Here is a 16499-nt window from a genome sequence, read left to right on the forward strand (position 1 = left end):
GGCTATCGGCGAGGCGGGCGCGCAGGCTATCTTCCGGGTTACGCCAGCCATCCAGTGTTGCGCTTCCCGCCGGGATCGCTTTGCTCAGGCGCTGGCTGAGCATTACCAGACCCAGACAACAGAACATTTGCAGCAGCGCCAGCAATGCCGCACGGCCAGCATCGTAGTCGTAGCTGAGCGCCTGAAAGATAGCCAGCTCAATGGTGGTGGCTCTGGGGCCGCCGCCCAGCGACAGGACGGTGGCAAAACTGGCGAAGCACAGCATAAAAATCAGCGCGGCGGCGGGCAGTATTTGCCGTCGCAGCCATGGCCACTCCACCAGACGAAACTGATGCCAGCCACGCATACCCAACTGCGCCGCCAGCTGACGCTGCTCGGCAGGAATATTTTCCAGCGTCTGCAATAGCAGGCGGGTGGCCAGCGGCAGATTAAAAAATACATGGGCCAGCAGAATGCCCTGCAGGCCATAAGGGGAGAAGCGGTAATCAATACCGATTAGCTGACACAGATGCGCCAGCCAGCCTTCGCGGCCATAGACGCTCAGGATGCCAAACACCGCCACCAGTACCGGCAGCACCAGCGTCATGGCGCACAGGCGCAGCAGCGCATGGCGTCCGGGAAAACGCCGCCGGTAAAGCGCGCGCGCCAGCGGTATTGCCGGCATCACCGACAGCAGCGCGGATAGCAGCGCCTGCCAGAAGGAGAAACCCAGTACGTGCCACAGATAGCGATCGTGCCAGATAACGCGCCAGTCGGTTTCCGGCGCGTTAAACCACAAAGCGCCAAGCGCCAGTAGCGCCACGGCGACCAGCAGTATCGCTGCCAGGCCGCCGGGGATCATCCAGCCAGCAATTAGCGGCTGACGGCGCGTTGCCATTCACTGATCCACTGGCTACGTTTATCGGCGACTTGCTGCGAGCTGAACTCCAGCGCGGTTTTTGGCACGCTGAGAGTGCTAAAACCGTCCGGCAGTTTGCTGTCGATCACCGGATACATCCAGTTGCCGGTCGGGATGGTTTGCTGGAACGGCTGGCTGACGATAAATTTCATAAAGCGCTGCGCCAGTTCCGGCTGTTTGCTGCTGGCCAGCTGGCCAGCCACTTCGACCTGCAGATAGTGGCCTTCAGCGAAGTCGGCAGCGGCGTACTGATCTTTCTTCTCTTCAATCAGATGATAAGCCGGCGAGGTGGTGTAACTCAGTACCAGGTCGCCTTCGCCTTTCAGGAACAGGCCATAGGCTTCGCTCCAGCCTTTGGTGACGGTAACGGTTTTCTTCGCCAGCTTTTGCCAGGCCTGCGGCGCCTGATCGCCATACACTTTCTGCATCCACAGCAACAGGCCAAGGCCCGGCGTACTGGTGCGGGGATCCTCATAGATCACCTTCCAGTGTTGATCGCTGTCGACCAGTTCTTTCAGGCTTTTCGGCGGGTTTTTAACTTTGGTTTTGTCATAGACAAAGGCGAAGTAGCCGTAGTCGTAAGGTACAAAGGTGCTGTTATGCCAGCCGCCGGGAATTTTCAGCGCGCCGGTATCGACTTTGGCCGGGCTGAACAGACCGGTTTTTTCCGCCGCCTGCACCAGATTGTTATCGAGGCCGAGGATCACATCGGCTTTGCTGTTTTTGCCTTCCATGCGCAGGCGGTTCAGCAGTGAAACGCCATCTTCCAGAGCAACGAATTTCAGTTCGCAGTTGCAGTCGGCTTCAAACGCTTTTTTCACCGCCGGGCCGGGACCCCAGTCCGCTGAGAAGGAGTCATAGGTATAGACGGTCAGAACCGGTTTGGCGGCAAAAGCCGGTGTCGCCAGCAGTAACAGTAATGGCAGGGTTTTCTTTAACACTTTGCGCTCTCCTGAAGAGAAGTTTTATGAGTCGCAAAGGATCTGAGTGACGGGCAATCTCAAATCCCTACGCCGGTATTAACCGGATCAGGTTCGACGGGTCTGTCTCAGCGGAAATTTGACGGGAGCCATAAATGGCTCCCCTACCGTGTTGTAAATCATTGGGTGTCGAGGCGGCATTTATGCCGCCCGCGCCAAAGATTTTCCGTAGCCACAATGACGGCAGGTATGCCGCCTGCGCCACACAAGGTTTTTCCGCACCCCGTTGAGAACGGCCCATTCTAGTGATTTCTGCCCGGCAACAAAAGCGTCATGATTCCGGCGGCGCAAACCAGGCGGATTTAAAGTCGAACCAGCCGAGGGTATTCATGCGCACTCCACGCATACTGCGCTGGCCTTCCAGCAATAACCAGTGGTGGAACAGCGGGTGCAGACTGTAGCTGTCCACCAGTTGCTTACTCCACTCCGCCAGCGGCAGCTGCTGCTGACGCCAGCGTTGCGCATCACTTTCCCAGTCAATATTGACGCAGTGATGGAGCAGCGGAATTTCATACAGTAAGGAAAAGAGCGAAAACTCTAACGGCAGGGTGAAGTTGGCGCTACCCAGCCAGATATCGCTCTGCGCATCACCGCGATACCAGCTGTCATAGTCCACCTGTTGAGTGATCAGTTTGACGCCATATTCCGCCAGAATCGGCTCCAGCGCATTGGCGATCCCCTGATGCTCAATATGATCGCTGTACCAGGTGAGGGTTAAGGTTTCCAGCCCTTCCGGTTTACTGGCTGGCGTCATATCACGACGGTGATGCCAGCGCGGCAACAGCCCGTAAGCGGGAAACCAGTAGCGCTGGTAGCCGATACCGGAATGATTCAGCATCGCTATCGGGTTAAAGATATAGCTGATCCAGCGCCGCACCTGCTCATTGCGTCCCTGTTCGGAGCGCTGGTCAAACAGCAGAAAATAGCAGCCCTCCTCAAGGCGGCTCTCTTCCGACTTTTCATCCTGCTGGTTACCCTGCAGTTTGACGCCGGAATAGACCAGTTCATCAGTAATTTCCGGCAGAACCCAGATTGCCACCTCATCAATGAGCGCGCGATAACCGAAGTAGTCGTCAAATGCCTGAATTTTTAACTGTGACTGCTGATTGCGGACTACCGAGTAGGGTCCGGTGCCGATTGGCTGACGGCTAAAATCCGCCAGGGTCGGCCATTCGCGCGGCAGGATCATGGTGCTGACGCTACCTAACAGCCAGGGCAGCCAGTTATCCGGCTGGCTGAGATGAATATCGAGCGCCCAGGGGGGGGAAGATTCAATCACGCTCAGATGGCTGAAGAGCGGCTGGCTGGTAAGCCGCGTCAGGGTGGCGATCACATCTTCCATCTCCAGTTCGCGGCCATGATGAAAATGAATCGCCGGTCGCAGATAGAAGCGCCAGTGGGTCGCCGAGATCTGTTGCCAGTGGTGCGCAATATCGGGTTCCAGTTCCCCGTTTTCCTCATTTATGCGCGTCAGGCTGCTAAATATCTGTCTGGCGATATGGGTTTCTGAGCGTCGTAGCGGCGAACCGGGTAATAAATTCACCAGTGGACGATAGTAAAGTACGCGCAGAATATGCTTACCCTGGCGGAAGCTGCGGCCAAGATGCGAGGTAATCATCTGACGCACCTGGTTTTTATCCCCCACCAGTTGCACCAGCTGGTCGATGCGGTCCTGGTCCAGCAGATCTTCGGCGCGCTGCTGTTGCAGCGCCAGGCCGGTATACAGAAAGCTGAGTAGCGAGCGCTTGCCGCGTCCGGCCTCTGACTGCCACTCGAGCCAGCCCTCGGCCTGCATGGCGTTCAGCAGGTTACGCATATGACGGCGGGAACAGCTGAGCTGCAGCGCCAGTTCATTCAGTGTGGTTTCGTGTGACTGACCGTTACAACTTTGCCACAGGCGAATAAATTGCTGGCGCAGGCGGGGAGAGGACATAAAAGAGGAACTCCGCGGTGAAAGCTATCAGTTTTTCATTTCCTGTATTATGGCGATAATAGCGGCAGATGGAAGAGCGGGAGGCATCCGGATCGTTTAAAGATGTGCTCAACCATCCCTTTCTGAGTATGGTGCTTTTTTTTGACCTGCCAGCGACTTTATGTTGCTGGCTTTTTTCTTTTCGCTATGGTTACGTCTACGCTTCTTATTCGTTTTGTTGTTTTATTTGATGATCCCTATTTCATCCTGCAAGGATCAAGGCATGAAATCGCTGCTTACCCGCCGCCGTCGCATTAATCCGGTTTACCTCGCCTTTATGGTGGTCTCCTTTATGATTGGGGTCGCCGGCGCACTACAGGCGCCGACCCTGAGTCTGTTTTTATCCCGTGAAGTGGCCGTGCGCCCGTTCTGGGTCGGACTGTTTTATACCGTCAATGCGATTGCCGGTATCGCGGTGAGTTTGCTGCTGGCGAAGCGTTCCGACAACCGCGGCGACCGGCGTATGCTGATTCTGTTCTGCTGCGGGATGGCGTTACTTAATGCCGTACTGTTCGCCTTTAACCGTCACTACCTGACGCTGATTACGCTGGGGGTGTTTCTGTCGTCGCTGGCCAGCGTGGCGATGCCGCAGATCTTTGCTCTGGCGCGCGAGTATGCCGACAGTTCGGCGCGCGAAGTGGTGATGTTCAGTTCGGTGATGCGTGCGCAGCTGTCGCTGGCGTGGGTTATCGGGCCACCCCTCTCCTTTGCTCTGGCGCTGAATTATGGTTTCACCAGCATGTTTCTGGTGGCGGCGGCGCTGTTTGTGATCTGTCTGGCGCTGATCTGGTTTGCCCTGCCTTCGGTGCCGCGTGTGGAGCAGTCTTCTGAAGTGCTGCTGACGCAAATCAGCGCCTGGAAAAACAGTGATGTGCGTATGCTGTTTCTCGCTTCGATGATTATGTGGACCTGTAATACCATGTATATCATTGATATGCCGCTGTATATTAGCAGCGTGCTCGGGTTGCCGGATCGGCTGGCGGGGCTACTGATGGGGACTGCCGCCGGGCTGGAGATCCCGGCGATGCTGCTGGCCGGGCATTATGTTAAGCGCTTCGGCAAACGCAATATGATGCTGTTTGCCATTGCCTCAGGGGTGCTGTTTTATCTCGGGCTGGTACTGTTTCAGTCGCGTAGCGCATTAATGGCGATACAGATTTTTAATGCTATTTTTATCGGTATTATCGCCGGGATTGGCATGCTCTATTTTCAGGACCTGATGCCGGGGCGGCCAGGAGCCGCGACCACGCTGTTTACCAACAGTATTTCTACCGGGGTGATCCTTGCCGGGGTATTGCAGGGGGCATTATCAGAAACCTGGGGGCACTATTCGGTGTACTGGCTGGCGTTACTGTTATCGATTCTGGCGCTGGTGCTGTCGTTAAAGGTGAAGGACGTATAAAGCAGCAGGGCGGAATAAATCCCGTCATTACCATGGGTGAAGTCGTCGGCACGGGCGGAATAAATCCCGTCATTACCATGGATGAAATCGTCGGCACGGGCGGAATAAATCCCGCCCCTACATGGCGTTATCTGAATATTTTTCCGGCGGCATTGGTTATGCCGCCTGCATTACAGAAACGTCGGTTGCCGGCGCTCGTAATCAGCAATCTCGGCATCATGCTGCAACGTCAGACCAATACTGTCGAGGCCGTTAATCATGCAGTGGCGGCGGAAACTGTCGAGCTCAAAGTGGTAGTGCTTACCCGCGGCAATCACTTCCATGTTCTCCAGATCCACAGTAAAGCTGACGCCCGGTTCGGCTGCCACCAGCGCAAATAGCTCATCCACCTGCGGTTCCGTCAGGGTGACCGGCAATAGCTGGTTATTAAACGCGTTACCGTAAAAGATATCGGCAAAGCCCGGCGCTATCACCGCCTGAATACCGTAATCAGTCAGCGCCCATGGCGCATGTTCACGTGATGAACCACAACCAAAGTTCTCCCGCGCCAGTAAAATACTGGCGCCTTTAAACGCCGGCTTATTCAGGATGAACTGCGGATTCGGCTGGGTTCCGGCGGCATCCAGATAACGCCAGTCGTGAAACAGGTGCTCGCCGAAACCGCTACGCGTCACTTTCTGCAGAAACTGCTTCGGAAGAATGGCATCGGTGTCGACATTCGCCGCATCGATCGGCACCACAATCCCGCTATGCTGAGTAAATTTCTTCGCCATGGTGTTTTCCTTAATGCAGTTCGCGGATATCAGCGAAGTGGCCGGTGACCGCCGCCGCCGCCGCCATGGCCGGACTCAGCAGATGAGTACGGCCATCGCGCCCCTGGCGACCTTCAAAGTTGCGGTTGCTGGTGGAGGCGCAACGCTCGCCGGGGTTCAGACGGTCATTGTTCATCGCCAGACACATCGAGCAACCCGGCAGGCGCCATTCGAAACCGGCATCAAGAAAGATCTTATCCAGACCTTCCGCTTCCGCCTGGGCTTTGACCGGGCCGGAACCGGGAACCACAATCGCCTGCACCCCCTGCGCCACTTTGCGTCCTTTGGCAATGGCCGCCGCCGCGCGCAGATCTTCAATCCGCGAGTTGGTGCAGGAGCCAATAAATACTTTATCGATACGCACGTCGGTCATTTTAATGCCCGGCTGCAGATCCATATAGGCCAGCGCTTTCTCGGCGGATGCGCGTTCGACCGGATCGCTAAAGGAGGCCGGTTCAGGGATCCGCTGGTTAACCGCAATCACCTGGCCCGGATTGGTGCCCCAGGTGACCTGCGGAGCAACCTCTGCCGCATTCAGCGTCACCACCGTATCAAAATGCGCGTCGCTGTCGGATTTCAGGCTGCGCCAGTACTCCACCGCCTGCAGCCACGCTTCGCCTTGCGGCGCGAACTGACGCCCTTTCAGATAGGCAAAGGTGGTGTCGTCAGGCGCGACCAGACCGGCTTTCGCCCCCAGCTCAATCGCCATATTACACAGCGTCATGCGGCCTTCCATGCTCAGCGCTTCCACCGCTTCGCCGCAGAATTCCACCACATGACCGGTGCCGCCGGCGCTACCGGTTTTACCGATAACCGCCAGCACGATATCTTTGGCCGTGATCCCCGGCGCGGTTTTGCCCGTGACTTCGATCTTCATGGCTTTGGCGCGACTCTGTTTCAGAGTCTGCGTCGCCAGCACATGCTCCACTTCCGAGGTGCCGATGCCAAACGCCAGCGCGCCAAAGGCGCCGTGGGTAGAGGTATGGGAGTCACCGCAAACCAGCGTGGCGCCCGGCAGGGTCATACCCTGCTCAGGGCCGACCACATGCACAATACCCTGAAAAGGGTGGTTCAAATCATACAGCTGCACGCCAAACTCAGCGCAGTTTTTGATCAGCTCCTGCATCTGGATACGCGCCATCTCGCCTGACGCGTTGATATCTTTAGTCTGGGTGGAGACATTATGGTCCATGGTGGCGAACGTCTTCGACGGCTGACGTAGCGGACGACCGTGCGCCCGCAGGCCATCAAATGCCTGCGGTGAAGTGACTTCGTGCACTAAGTGGCGATCGATATACAGCAGCGGTGTTTCGTTAGCCACTTCGCGCACCACATGCGCATCAAATAACTTCTGGTATAATGTCTTACCCATTTTTTACTGTTCCTCGGTGATAAACCGGGCAATGATTGAGCCCATTTCATCGGTACTGATTGCCTGACCGTCACCGGCTAAATCGCTGGTGCGGAAACCCTCTTCCAGCGCGCGGTTAATGGCGCGCTCAATGGCGTCAGCCGCCGCGTCTGCTTCCAGGCTGTAACGGAGCAGCAGCGTCAGCGAGAGAATTTGCGCAATCGGGTTAGCGATGTTTTTCCCGGCAATATCCGGTGCTGAACCGCCAGCAGGTTCATACAGACCAAAGCCCTGTTCGTTCAGGCTGGCCGAAGGCAGCATGCCCATTGAACCGGTGATCATCGCGCACTCATCGGACAGAATGTCACCAAAAAGGTTAGAGCAAAGCAGCACGTCAAACTGTGATGGATCTTTAATCAGCTGCATGGTGGCATTGTCGATATACATATGGCTGAGCGCCACATCCGGGTACTCTTTGCCGATTTCGCTGACAATTTCACGCCACATCACTGAGGTCTGCAGCACGTTGGCTTTATCGATGGAGGTCACTTTGTTGCGGCGTTTGCGCGCCGATTCAAACGCGATGCGCGCGATACGTTCAATCTCAAACCGGTGATAGACCTCGGTATCAAACGCACGTTCATGCATCCCGCTGCCTTCACGACCTTTCGGCTGGCCGAAATAGATACCGCCGGTCAGTTCCCGGACGCACAGGATATCAAAGCCTTTATCGGCGATATCGCGGCGCAGCGGACAAAAGGCTTCCAGACCTTTATACAGGCTGGCCGGACGCAGGTTGCTGAACAGTTTAAAGTGTTTACGCAGTGGCAGCAGCGCGCCGCGCTCAGGCTGTTCGGCTGGCGGTAAATGTTCCCATTTCGGGCCGCCCACCGAGCCAAACAGAATCGCATCCGCCTGCTCGCAACCGGCAATGGTTGCCGGCGGCAATGGCATGCCGTGACGATCGATGGCGATGCCACCAATGTCATATTCGCTGGTGGTAATGCGCATGGCGAAACGCTGGCGAATGGCGTCCAGTACCTTTGCCGCCTGCGCCATGACTTCCGGGCCAATGCCGTCACCCGGCAGCACCGCGATATGATAAGTTTTAGACATAATTACACCGTTTCCTTCTGGTCTTTATTCTTAAATTTGCGTTGCAATTCTTGCTCAACCTGACGTGCGCGCCAGATGTTGTTTAAGGCGTTAATCATCGCTTTGGCGGAAGATTCAACGATATCGGTGGCCAGACCGACGCCGTGGAATTTACGGCCATTGTAGTTGACCACGATATCCACCTGGCCCAGCGCATCTTTGCCGTGACCTTTGGCGGTCAGCTGATATTTCACCAGTTCAGTATCAAACTCGGTGATGCGGTTGATCGCCTGATATACCGCGTCCACCGGACCATTTCCGGTTGCCGCTTCCGATTTCTGCTCGTCGCCACAGCCGAGGTTAACCGAGGCGGTGGCGTTAATGCTGGAACCTGATTGCACGTTGAAATCTTTCAGCTGGTAGTGCTCGGGTTCTTCATTCTGTTTGTTGATAAACGCCAGCGCTTCCAGGTCGTAATCAAATACCTGGCCTTTTTTGTCGGCCAGCTTCAGAAAGGCGTCATACAGCGCATCCAGACTGTAATCGGTCTCTTTGTAACCCATCTCTTCCATCCGGTGTTTCACCGCCGCACGGCCCGAGCGTGAAGTCAGGTTCAGCTGGATTTTATGCAGGCCGATCGACTCTGGCGTCAGGATTTCGTAGTTTTCACGGTTTTTCAGTACGCCGTCCTGGTGGATACCGGAGGAGTGGGCAAAGGCATTGGAGCCGACAATCGCTTTATTGGCCGGGATCGGCATATTGCAGATCTGGCTGACAATCTGGCTGGTGCGATAGATTTCCTGATGACGGATATTGGTATGCACATTCATCATCTGGCTGCGGGTTTTGATCGCCATAATCACTTCTTCCAGCGCACAGTTACCGGCGCGCTCACCCAGCCCATTCAGCGTACCTTCCACCTGACGGGCGCCGGCGCGCACCGCGGCGATAGAGTTGCCAACCGCCATCCCCAGGTCATCATGGGTATGTACTGACAGAATTGCTTTATCAATATTGGGTACGCGGGCAATCAGTGAAGAGATGATGTTGCTGTATTCGTCTGGCAGGGTGTAGCCGACGGTGTCCGGGATGTTGATGGTGGTGGCGCCGGCGTTAATCGCCGCTTCCACTACCCGACACAGATCGTCAATCGGCGTACGGCCGCCATCTTCGCAGGAGAATTCGACATCGTCAGTATAGTTACGCGCCCGCTTGATCATGCTCACCGCGCGTTCGATCACTTCCGGCAGGGTGCTGCGCAATTTAGTGGCGATATGCATCGGCGAGGTGGCGAGGAAGGTGTGAATACGATAGGCATCAGCAATGCGCAGCGCTTCATAAGCGGCGTCGATATCTTTCTCGACGCAACGCGCCAGGGCGCAAACGCGGCTGTTTTTAACCTGGCGCGCAATGGTCTGTACCGATTCAAAGTCACCCGGGGAGGAGATCGGGAAACCGACTTCCATTACGTCGACGCCCATGCGCTCCAGCGCCAGAGCAATCTGCAGTTTTTCTTTAACACTCAGGCTGGCCTGCAACGCCTGCTCGCCATCGCGCAGAGTGGTATCGAAAATAATTACTTGTTGGCTCATCGTAGCTGTCCTGTATGTATTTGCCTGTAACGCGAGCATAAAAAAACCCGCGCATCGGCGCGGGTTTTGTTAGTTTTGCGAGTCTGAATCAGTGACTGATTTCGCCCACAAGCCTACCGCGCAAAGAAGATGCGTTTAGTAGTAGACCGAGTAGGCGGAAGTTGCCAATCATTGAATCAAACCCCATAAAATTTCTGTTGCCAATAGTGATACGTGTTTCAGCGGGCGATGTCAACCATCAGACCGGCGCCAATTGCCGGGTGGCGGTTTCATAACTTCCGGCTTAATTTTAATAACAATAAGATCACACTGTTGATGGTTTCACAGACAGAATAAACCGCTTTTGTTGGCCGCCGCCTCAGTGAAAATGTCGAAGCCAGTCCCTTTCCCGCAGATGCTTAATTTTATGCGTTATCCACGAAGCTGCGTTTGTCGTTTGCCTGCCAACTTTTTCGCGGTTATGGTAAATGCACAACTCTAACGAGAAATCAGCAAGGGCATCACTTACCCTGTACCTGGGTTGTGGAAACGATTTCCATAATCTGTGAATAAAACCCAAGGTTCTGCCTTCCTCTGGCATCGTCTGTGCGACGCTTCGTTTTGTGGCGCAGCGCTTATGGCAAGCGAATAGAGTCAGTAGAATCAGTATCTTAAGCCTGGAGGCGAAAATGGAGATGTTGTCAGGAGCCGAGATGGTAGTCCGATCGTTAATCGATCAGGGCGTGAAACATGTGTTCGGTTATCCGGGCGGAGCGGTATTGGATATTTATGACGCTCTGCAAACGGTCGGCGGCGTCGACCATGTGCTGGTGCGTCACGAACAGGGCGCGGTGCATATGGCTGATGGCTATGCGCGCGCCACCGGGGAAGTCGGCGTGGTGCTGGTGACCTCGGGTCCGGGCGCCACCAATGCCATTACCGGCATTGCCACTGCCTATATGGACTCGATTCCACTGGTGGTACTGTCCGGCCAGGTGGCCTCGTCGCTGATTGGCTACGATGCGTTCCAGGAGTGCGACATGGTGGGGATCTCCCGCCCGGTGGTAAAGCACAGTTTCCTGGTGAAACACACCGAAGATATCCCCGGCGTGATTAAAAAAGCCTTCTGGCTGGCGGCCAGCGGTCGTCCGGGGCCGGTGGTTATCGATCTGCCAAAAGATATTCTTAACCCGGCAAACAAACTGCCGTACACCTGGCCGGAGTCGGTGAGCATGCGCTCTTATAACCCGACCACTCAGGGGCATAAAGGCCAGATTAAGCGTGCGCTGCAAACGCTGTTAGCGGCGCAGAAACCGGTTATTTACGCCGGCGGCGGGGTGATCAACGCCGCATGCCACGATCAACTGCGCGAGCTGGCGGAAAAACTCAATGTTCCGGTAACCACCTCCCTGATGGGGCTGGGGGCTTTCCCGGGCAGCCATCGCCAGTGTATCGGCATGCTGGGCATGCACGGCACCTATGAAGCCAATATGACGATGCATCACTCCGATGTGATCTTCGCGGTCGGCGTGCGTTTCGATGACCGCACCACCAACAATCTGGCCAAATACTGCCCGAATGCCACGGTGCTGCATATCGATATCGACCCGACGTCAATTTCGAAAACTGTTCCGGCGGATGTGCCGATTGTCGGCGATGCGAAACAGGTGCTGGAGCAGATGCTGGAACTGTTGGGGCAATCCGACGCCAGCCAGAATTTCGACAGTCTGCGCGACTGGTGGCAGAGCATCGATCAGTGGCGCTCGCGTAAGTGTCTGGAATTCGATCGCAGCAGCGACAAGATCAAGCCGCAGGCGGTGATCGAAACTATCTGTCGTCTGACCCATGGCGATGCCTATGTGACCTCCGATGTCGGTCAGCATCAGATGTTCGCCGCGCTCTACTATCAGTTTGATAAGCCGCGTCGCTGGATCAACTCCGGTGGTCTCGGCACCATGGGCTTCGGCCTGCCGGCGGCGCTGGGCGTGAAGTTAGCCCTGCCGGAAGAGACGGTGGTGTGTGTCACCGGCGATGGCAGTATTCAGATGAATATCCAGGAACTTTCCACCGCGCTGCAATACGGTATTCCGGTACTGGTGCTGAACCTGAACAACCGTTACCTCGGGATGGTGAAGCAGTGGCAGGATATGATCTATTCCGGACGCCATTCGCAATCCTATATGCAGTCGCTGCCTGATTTTGTGCGCCTGGCGGAAGCCTACGGGCACGTGGGTGTGGCGATTAATCATCCGGAAGAGCTGGAAGATAAGCTGACGCACGCGCTGGAAGAGCTGGGCAAAGGGCGCCTGGTGTTTGTTGACGTGAACGTCGATGGCACCGAGCACGTCTACCCGATGCATATTCGCGGTGGCGGTATGGACGAGATGTGGCTGAGCAAAACGGAGAGGACATAATCATGCGTCGTATTTTATCAGTATTGCTGGAGAACGAATCCGGCGCATTGTCCCGCGTAGTCGGCCTGTTTTCGCAGCGCGGTTATAATATCGAAAGCCTGACCGTGGCGCCGACCGACGACCCGACGCTATCGCGCATGACGATTCAAACCGTCGGCGACGAGAAAGTGCTGGAGCAGATTGAAAAGCAGCTGCACAAACTGGTGGATGTGCTGCGCGTCAGCGAACTGGGCCAGGGCTCGCACGTTGAACGTGAAATCATGCTGGTGAAGATCCAGGCCAGCGGTTACGGACGTGAAGAAGTGAAGCGCAGCGCGGAAATTTTCCGTGGTCAAATTATTGACGTTACGCCGACGCTTTACACGGTTCAGCTGGCCGGGACCAGTGACAAGCTGGACGCTTTCCTCAACACCGTACGCGAAGTGGCGGAAATCGTTGAAGTAGCACGTTCCGGTATTGTCGGCGTGTCGCGCGGCGACCGTATTATGCGCTAAGGCGCACCTCTCCGGGGGTGAAGCGTTCTCCGAACCCGGCTCCGGCCGGGTTTTTTTATCTGCCGCAAAAAGTGCCACTCCCCCTCAACAGATTGTTACTTTTGCCGGTTAGCGCCGCTAAGTCGATGAAAAGCGGTTGCTCACCAATCTTTTCTGCTGTTAGATGTAACAAAGGTCTTATCCATGGCTACGACATGGCTATTAATAGCACGGTCGTGGCCGCTGAAGTGTGGGGTTATTGTGAAACTGGATGAAATTGCGCGCCTCGCCGGTGTTTCGCGTACGACCGCCAGCTATGTCATTAATGGCAAAGCAAAGCAGTATCGTGTCAGCGATAAAACCGTCGAGAAAGTGATGTCGGTGGTGCGTGAGCATAATTACCATCCCAATGCGGTTGCGGCAGGCCTGCGTGCCGGTCGTACGCGCTCGATTGGCCTGGTTATTCCCGATCTGGAGAATACCAGCTACACGCGCATCGCCAACTATCTTGAACGTCAGGCGCGTCAGCGCGGCTATCAGCTGCTGATCGCCTGCTCTGAAGACCTGCCGGAAAATGAGATGCGTTGCATTGAGCATCTGCTGCAGCGCCAGGTCGACGCCATTATTGTTTCCACTGCCTTGCCGCCGGAGCATCCGTTCTATCAGCGCTGGATCAACGATCCGCTGCCGATTATCGCCCTGGACCGCGCGCTGGATCGTGAACATTTCACCAGTGTGGTCGGCGCCGATCAGGATGATGCGGAAATGCTGGCGGCGGAACTGCGTAAACTGCCGGTGAAAAATGTACTGTACCTCGGCGCTCTGCCGGAACTCTCCGTCAGCTTTTTACGCGAGGCGGGGTTTCGTCAGGCGTGGCAGGGAGATGAGCGTAAAATTGATTTTATTTACGCCAACAGCTACGAGCGTACCGCGTCGGCCGCGCTGTTTGAGAAGTATCTTGAGGACCATCCGATGCCGGAGGCGCTGTTTACCACCTCCTTTGGCTTGTTGCAGGGCGTGATGGATGTGACGCTGAAACGTGAAGGGCGCCTGCCGGTTGATCTGGCGATTGCCACCTTTGGCGACCATGAACTGCTTGATTTCCTTGAGTGTCCGGTACTGGCGGTGGCGCAGCGTCATCGCGATGTGGCGGAGCGGGTGCTGGAACTGGTGCTGGCCAGCCTTGATGAACCGCGCAAACCGAAGCCGGGTTTAACCCGCATTCGGCGTAATCTGTTTCGCCGCGGGAAATTAAGCCGCAAGAGCAGTTAAAAAAAGAGAGGCAGCGGTTGCTGCCTTTTTTACATTTATTAATATTTTGATTGAAATTTAACTACCACAAAAAATAGCCGGATAAATTTCAAAGCAACAGCCGCGGTTTACGTAAATTAAAGTAAGTATTGCCGCTGCCGATGTTTATAGTAAAAACCTCCAACGACCTGCCGGGACACCATTTTCGCTTCCGTTCAGGCCCCGTCAGGCGCTAACCCTCTGTGCAATCTCTCGGAAATACCTTAAAATGCAAACCGGCTCGCAAAGTTTGCAGTTTAATTTCATTGGCTTTTGGCTGCTATATTTTTGAGCATAATTAAAGTTAATGTGAATTTTTTGTCATTATTCATCGGCTTATTTTTTTGTTTTGTATCAGGCAGGCTTTTTTTTAACTCCCCTCCCTTTACAACCTTTCAGAAATAATGTCATCAGGCCGGTACTGCGGCTTGACAATGTTTTCCTTCGCTCCGTAAACTCTTTTAGTGGGAATTTGTGGTGTAAAGTGGTGAAACGGGGTAACCGAGGGGTGAGGCTGGCATGTTCCGTGGGGCAACGTTAGTCAATCTCGACAGCAAAGGGCGGCTCGCCGTTCCGACGCGCTACCGCGAAATGCTGATCGGGGAATCTCAGGGGCAAATGGTCTGTACCATTGACCTCCACCAGCCATGCCTGTTGCTTTACACCCTGCCCGAATGGGAAATCATTGAACAAAAGCTGTCTCGCTTGTCCAGCATGAACCCCGCCGAACGTCGTGTACAGCGACTGTTACTTGGGCATGCCAGTGAGTGTCAGATGGATAATGCAGGTCGTTTACTGCTGGCGAACACCCTTCGTCAACATGCGAGCCTGACCAAAGAAGTGATGCTGGTTGGACAGTTCAATAAGTTTGAGCTGTGGGATGAACAGACCTGGTATCAACAAGTCAGGGAAGATATTGACGCTGAGCAGTCGAGTCAGGAGCCGTTATCTGATCGATTGCAGGATTTGTCGCTATAGCTATGCAGGATAATTTTAAACATACCACGGTGCTGTTAGACGAGGCGGTAAATGGCCTCAACCTGAAGGATAACGGCATCTATATTGATGGCACGTTCGGGCGCGGAGGGCATTCGCGCCTGATTCTTTCCCAGCTGGGAGAGCAAGGTCGTCTGTACGCCATCGATCGTGATCCGCAAGCTATCGCCGCTGCTGCAGAGATTACCGATCCACGTTTTAACATCATTCATGGCCCGTTTTCCGCTTTGGCAGAGTATGTGGAAGAACGGGGACTGACCGGCAAGATCGACGGTATTTTGTTGGATCTTGGCGTCTCGTCGCCGCAGCTGGATGATGCAGAACGCGGATTTTCCTTTATGCGTGACGGACCACTGGATATGAGGATGGATCCGACGCGCGGCCACTCCGCCGCTGAATGGTTGTTGCATGCCGAAGAGAACGACATTGTCTTTGTCCTGAAGACCTTCGGTGAAGAGCGCTTTGCCAAACGCATTGCGCGCGCCATCGTCGAGCGCAATCGTGAACAGCCAATGACGCGTACCAAAGAACTTGCCGATGTGATCTACGCGGCGACGCCGGTGAAAGACAAGTTTAAGCATCCGGCGACGCGTAGTTTTCAGGCCATCCGTATCTGGGTAAACAGTGAACTGGAAGAGATTGAACTGGCGCTGAAAGGCGCGCTGACGGCGCTGGCTCCGGCAGGACGCTTATCGGTGATCAGTTTTCACTCGCTGGAAGATCGTATTGTGAAACGTTTTATGCGTGAGCAGAGTCGCGGCCCGCAGGTACCGGCGGGGATCCCGATGACCGAAGCGCAGTTGCAGAGCCTGGGTGGCCGCCAGTTGAAAGCGCTCGGCAAGATGATGCCGGGCGATGCGGAAGTGGCTGAGAATCCGCGGGCGCGTAGCTCTGTGCTGCGTATTGCGGAAAGGACCGCAACGTGATTGGTAACGAGCGCCATAGCTTACCTGCGGTGATCGCCGGAGACTTGCTGCGTCATGGCAAGATCCCGCTGATTCTGCTGGTGGCGGTGCTGGTTTCTGCGGTGCTGGTGGTAACGACTGCCCACAAAACCCGTCTGCTGACGGCGCAGCGTGAGCAAATGGTATTGGAGCGTGACGCGCTGGATATCGAATGGCGCAACCTGATTCTGGAAGAAAATGCCCTCGGCGATCATAGCCGGGTCGAGCGTACCGCGACCGAGAAGCTGCAAATGCAGCATGTCGATCCGGCGCAGGAAAATATAGTGGTACAGCAATAAGG

14 protein-coding genes, 1 pseudogene and 1 riboswitch are annotated in these 16499 nt (G+C 55.3%); of the genes and pseudogenes, 7 read left to right on the forward strand and 8 right to left on the reverse strand.

Features of this window, described 5'->3' with window-relative positions; translation table 11 throughout:
* The 3 genes and pseudogenes from thiP to sgrR form a co-directional block, all read right to left on the reverse strand.
* A pseudogene (thiP, locus tag JWF83_RS10950) lies at positions 1-877 on the reverse strand (thiamine/thiamine pyrophosphate ABC transporter permease); the annotation flags it as partial.
* A complete protein-coding gene (gene thiB / locus JWF83_RS10955) occupies positions 853-1839 on the reverse strand; it encodes a thiamine ABC transporter substrate binding subunit (RefSeq protein WP_413650234.1) in 987 nt (328 codons plus the stop codon). The gene thiB and the pseudogene thiP, both read right to left, overlap by 25 nt.
* 47 nt (positions 1840-1886) lie before the next feature.
* A riboswitch (TPP riboswitch) is annotated at positions 1887-1994 on the reverse strand.
* A 155-nt stretch (positions 1995-2149) separates the two neighbouring features.
* The gene (gene sgrR / locus JWF83_RS10960; protein ID WP_413650235.1) at positions 2150-3811 is read right to left on the reverse strand and encodes an HTH-type transcriptional regulator SgrR; all 1662 of its coding nucleotides are present in this window, start codon (positions 3809-3811) and stop codon (positions 2150-2152) included.
* A gap of 262 nt (positions 3812-4073) precedes the next feature.
* Here sgrR and JWF83_RS10965 point away from each other — a divergent pair, with 262 nt between their 5' ends.
* Positions 4074-5252: a sugar efflux transporter gene (locus tag JWF83_RS10965; protein WP_413650236.1), complete on the forward strand. Its 1179-nt coding sequence runs from the start codon at positions 4074-4076 to the stop codon at positions 5250-5252.
* A 170-nt stretch (positions 5253-5422) separates the two neighbouring features.
* On the opposite strand, the gene leuD is transcribed toward JWF83_RS10965, so the two are convergent.
* The 5 genes from leuD to leuL all read right to left on the reverse strand — a co-directional run bounded on the left by leuD (position 5423) and on the right by leuL (position 10289).
* Entirely contained in the window at positions 5423-6025 is a 603-nt protein-coding gene (gene leuD, locus JWF83_RS10970; RefSeq protein WP_413650237.1) for a 3-isopropylmalate dehydratase small subunit, read from the reverse strand.
* A 10-nt stretch (positions 6026-6035) separates the two neighbouring features.
* Positions 6036-7436 carry a 3-isopropylmalate dehydratase large subunit gene (gene leuC, locus JWF83_RS10975; RefSeq protein WP_413650238.1) on the reverse strand — a complete coding sequence of 467 codons (1401 nt, stop codon included), beginning with the start codon at positions 7434-7436 and terminating at the stop codon, positions 6036-6038.
* 3 nt (positions 7437-7439) lie between these two features.
* Positions 7440-8531 carry a 3-isopropylmalate dehydrogenase gene (leuB, locus tag JWF83_RS10980; protein ID WP_413650239.1) on the reverse strand — a complete coding sequence of 364 codons (1092 nt, stop codon included), beginning with the start codon at positions 8529-8531 and terminating at the stop codon, positions 7440-7442.
* Positions 8532-8533: 2 nt separating this feature from the next.
* Complete coding sequence (gene leuA, locus JWF83_RS10985; protein WP_413650240.1) at positions 8534-10102, reverse strand: 2-isopropylmalate synthase; 1569 nt, start codon at positions 10100-10102, stop codon at positions 8534-8536.
* 88 nt (positions 10103-10190) lie between these two features.
* Complete coding sequence (gene leuL, locus JWF83_RS10990; RefSeq protein WP_413650241.1) at positions 10191-10289, reverse strand: leu operon leader peptide; 99 nt, start codon at positions 10287-10289, stop codon at positions 10191-10193.
* 481 nt (positions 10290-10770) lie between these two features.
* Between leuL and ilvI the strand changes: the two genes are divergently transcribed.
* The 6 genes from ilvI to ftsL all read left to right on the forward strand — a co-directional run bounded on the left by ilvI (position 10771) and on the right by ftsL (position 16497).
* Positions 10771-12495, forward strand: coding sequence for an acetolactate synthase 3 large subunit (ilvI, locus tag JWF83_RS10995; RefSeq protein WP_413650242.1), 1725 nt, complete (start codon positions 10771-10773; stop codon positions 12493-12495).
* 2 nt (positions 12496-12497) lie between these two features.
* Positions 12498-12989: an acetolactate synthase small subunit gene (ilvN, locus tag JWF83_RS11000; RefSeq protein WP_413650243.1), complete on the forward strand. Its 492-nt coding sequence runs from the start codon at positions 12498-12500 to the stop codon at positions 12987-12989.
* Between the two features lie 240 nt (positions 12990-13229).
* Positions 13230-14240 (forward strand): catabolite repressor/activator, encoded by a 1011-nt coding sequence (gene cra / locus JWF83_RS11005; protein ID WP_413650337.1) that lies wholly within the window; start codon positions 13230-13232, stop codon positions 14238-14240.
* Positions 14241-14777: 537 nt separating this feature from the next.
* Entirely contained in the window at positions 14778-15236 is a 459-nt protein-coding gene (gene mraZ / locus JWF83_RS11010; RefSeq protein ID WP_413650244.1) for a division/cell wall cluster transcriptional repressor MraZ, read from the forward strand.
* A gap of 2 nt (positions 15237-15238) precedes the next feature.
* A complete protein-coding gene (rsmH, locus tag JWF83_RS11015) occupies positions 15239-16180 on the forward strand; it encodes a 16S rRNA (cytosine(1402)-N(4))-methyltransferase RsmH (protein ID WP_413650245.1) in 942 nt (313 codons plus the stop codon).
* A complete protein-coding gene (ftsL, locus tag JWF83_RS11020) occupies positions 16177-16497 on the forward strand; it encodes a cell division protein FtsL (RefSeq protein WP_413650246.1) in 321 nt (106 codons plus the stop codon). Before rsmH ends, ftsL begins: the two co-directional genes overlap by 4 nt.
* The last annotated feature ends 2 nt before the right edge of the window (positions 16498-16499 follow it).

Source organism: Pantoea sp. B65 (genome assembly GCF_047308185.1).
Taxonomy (GTDB): Bacteria; Pseudomonadota; Gammaproteobacteria; order Enterobacterales; family Enterobacteriaceae; genus Erwinia.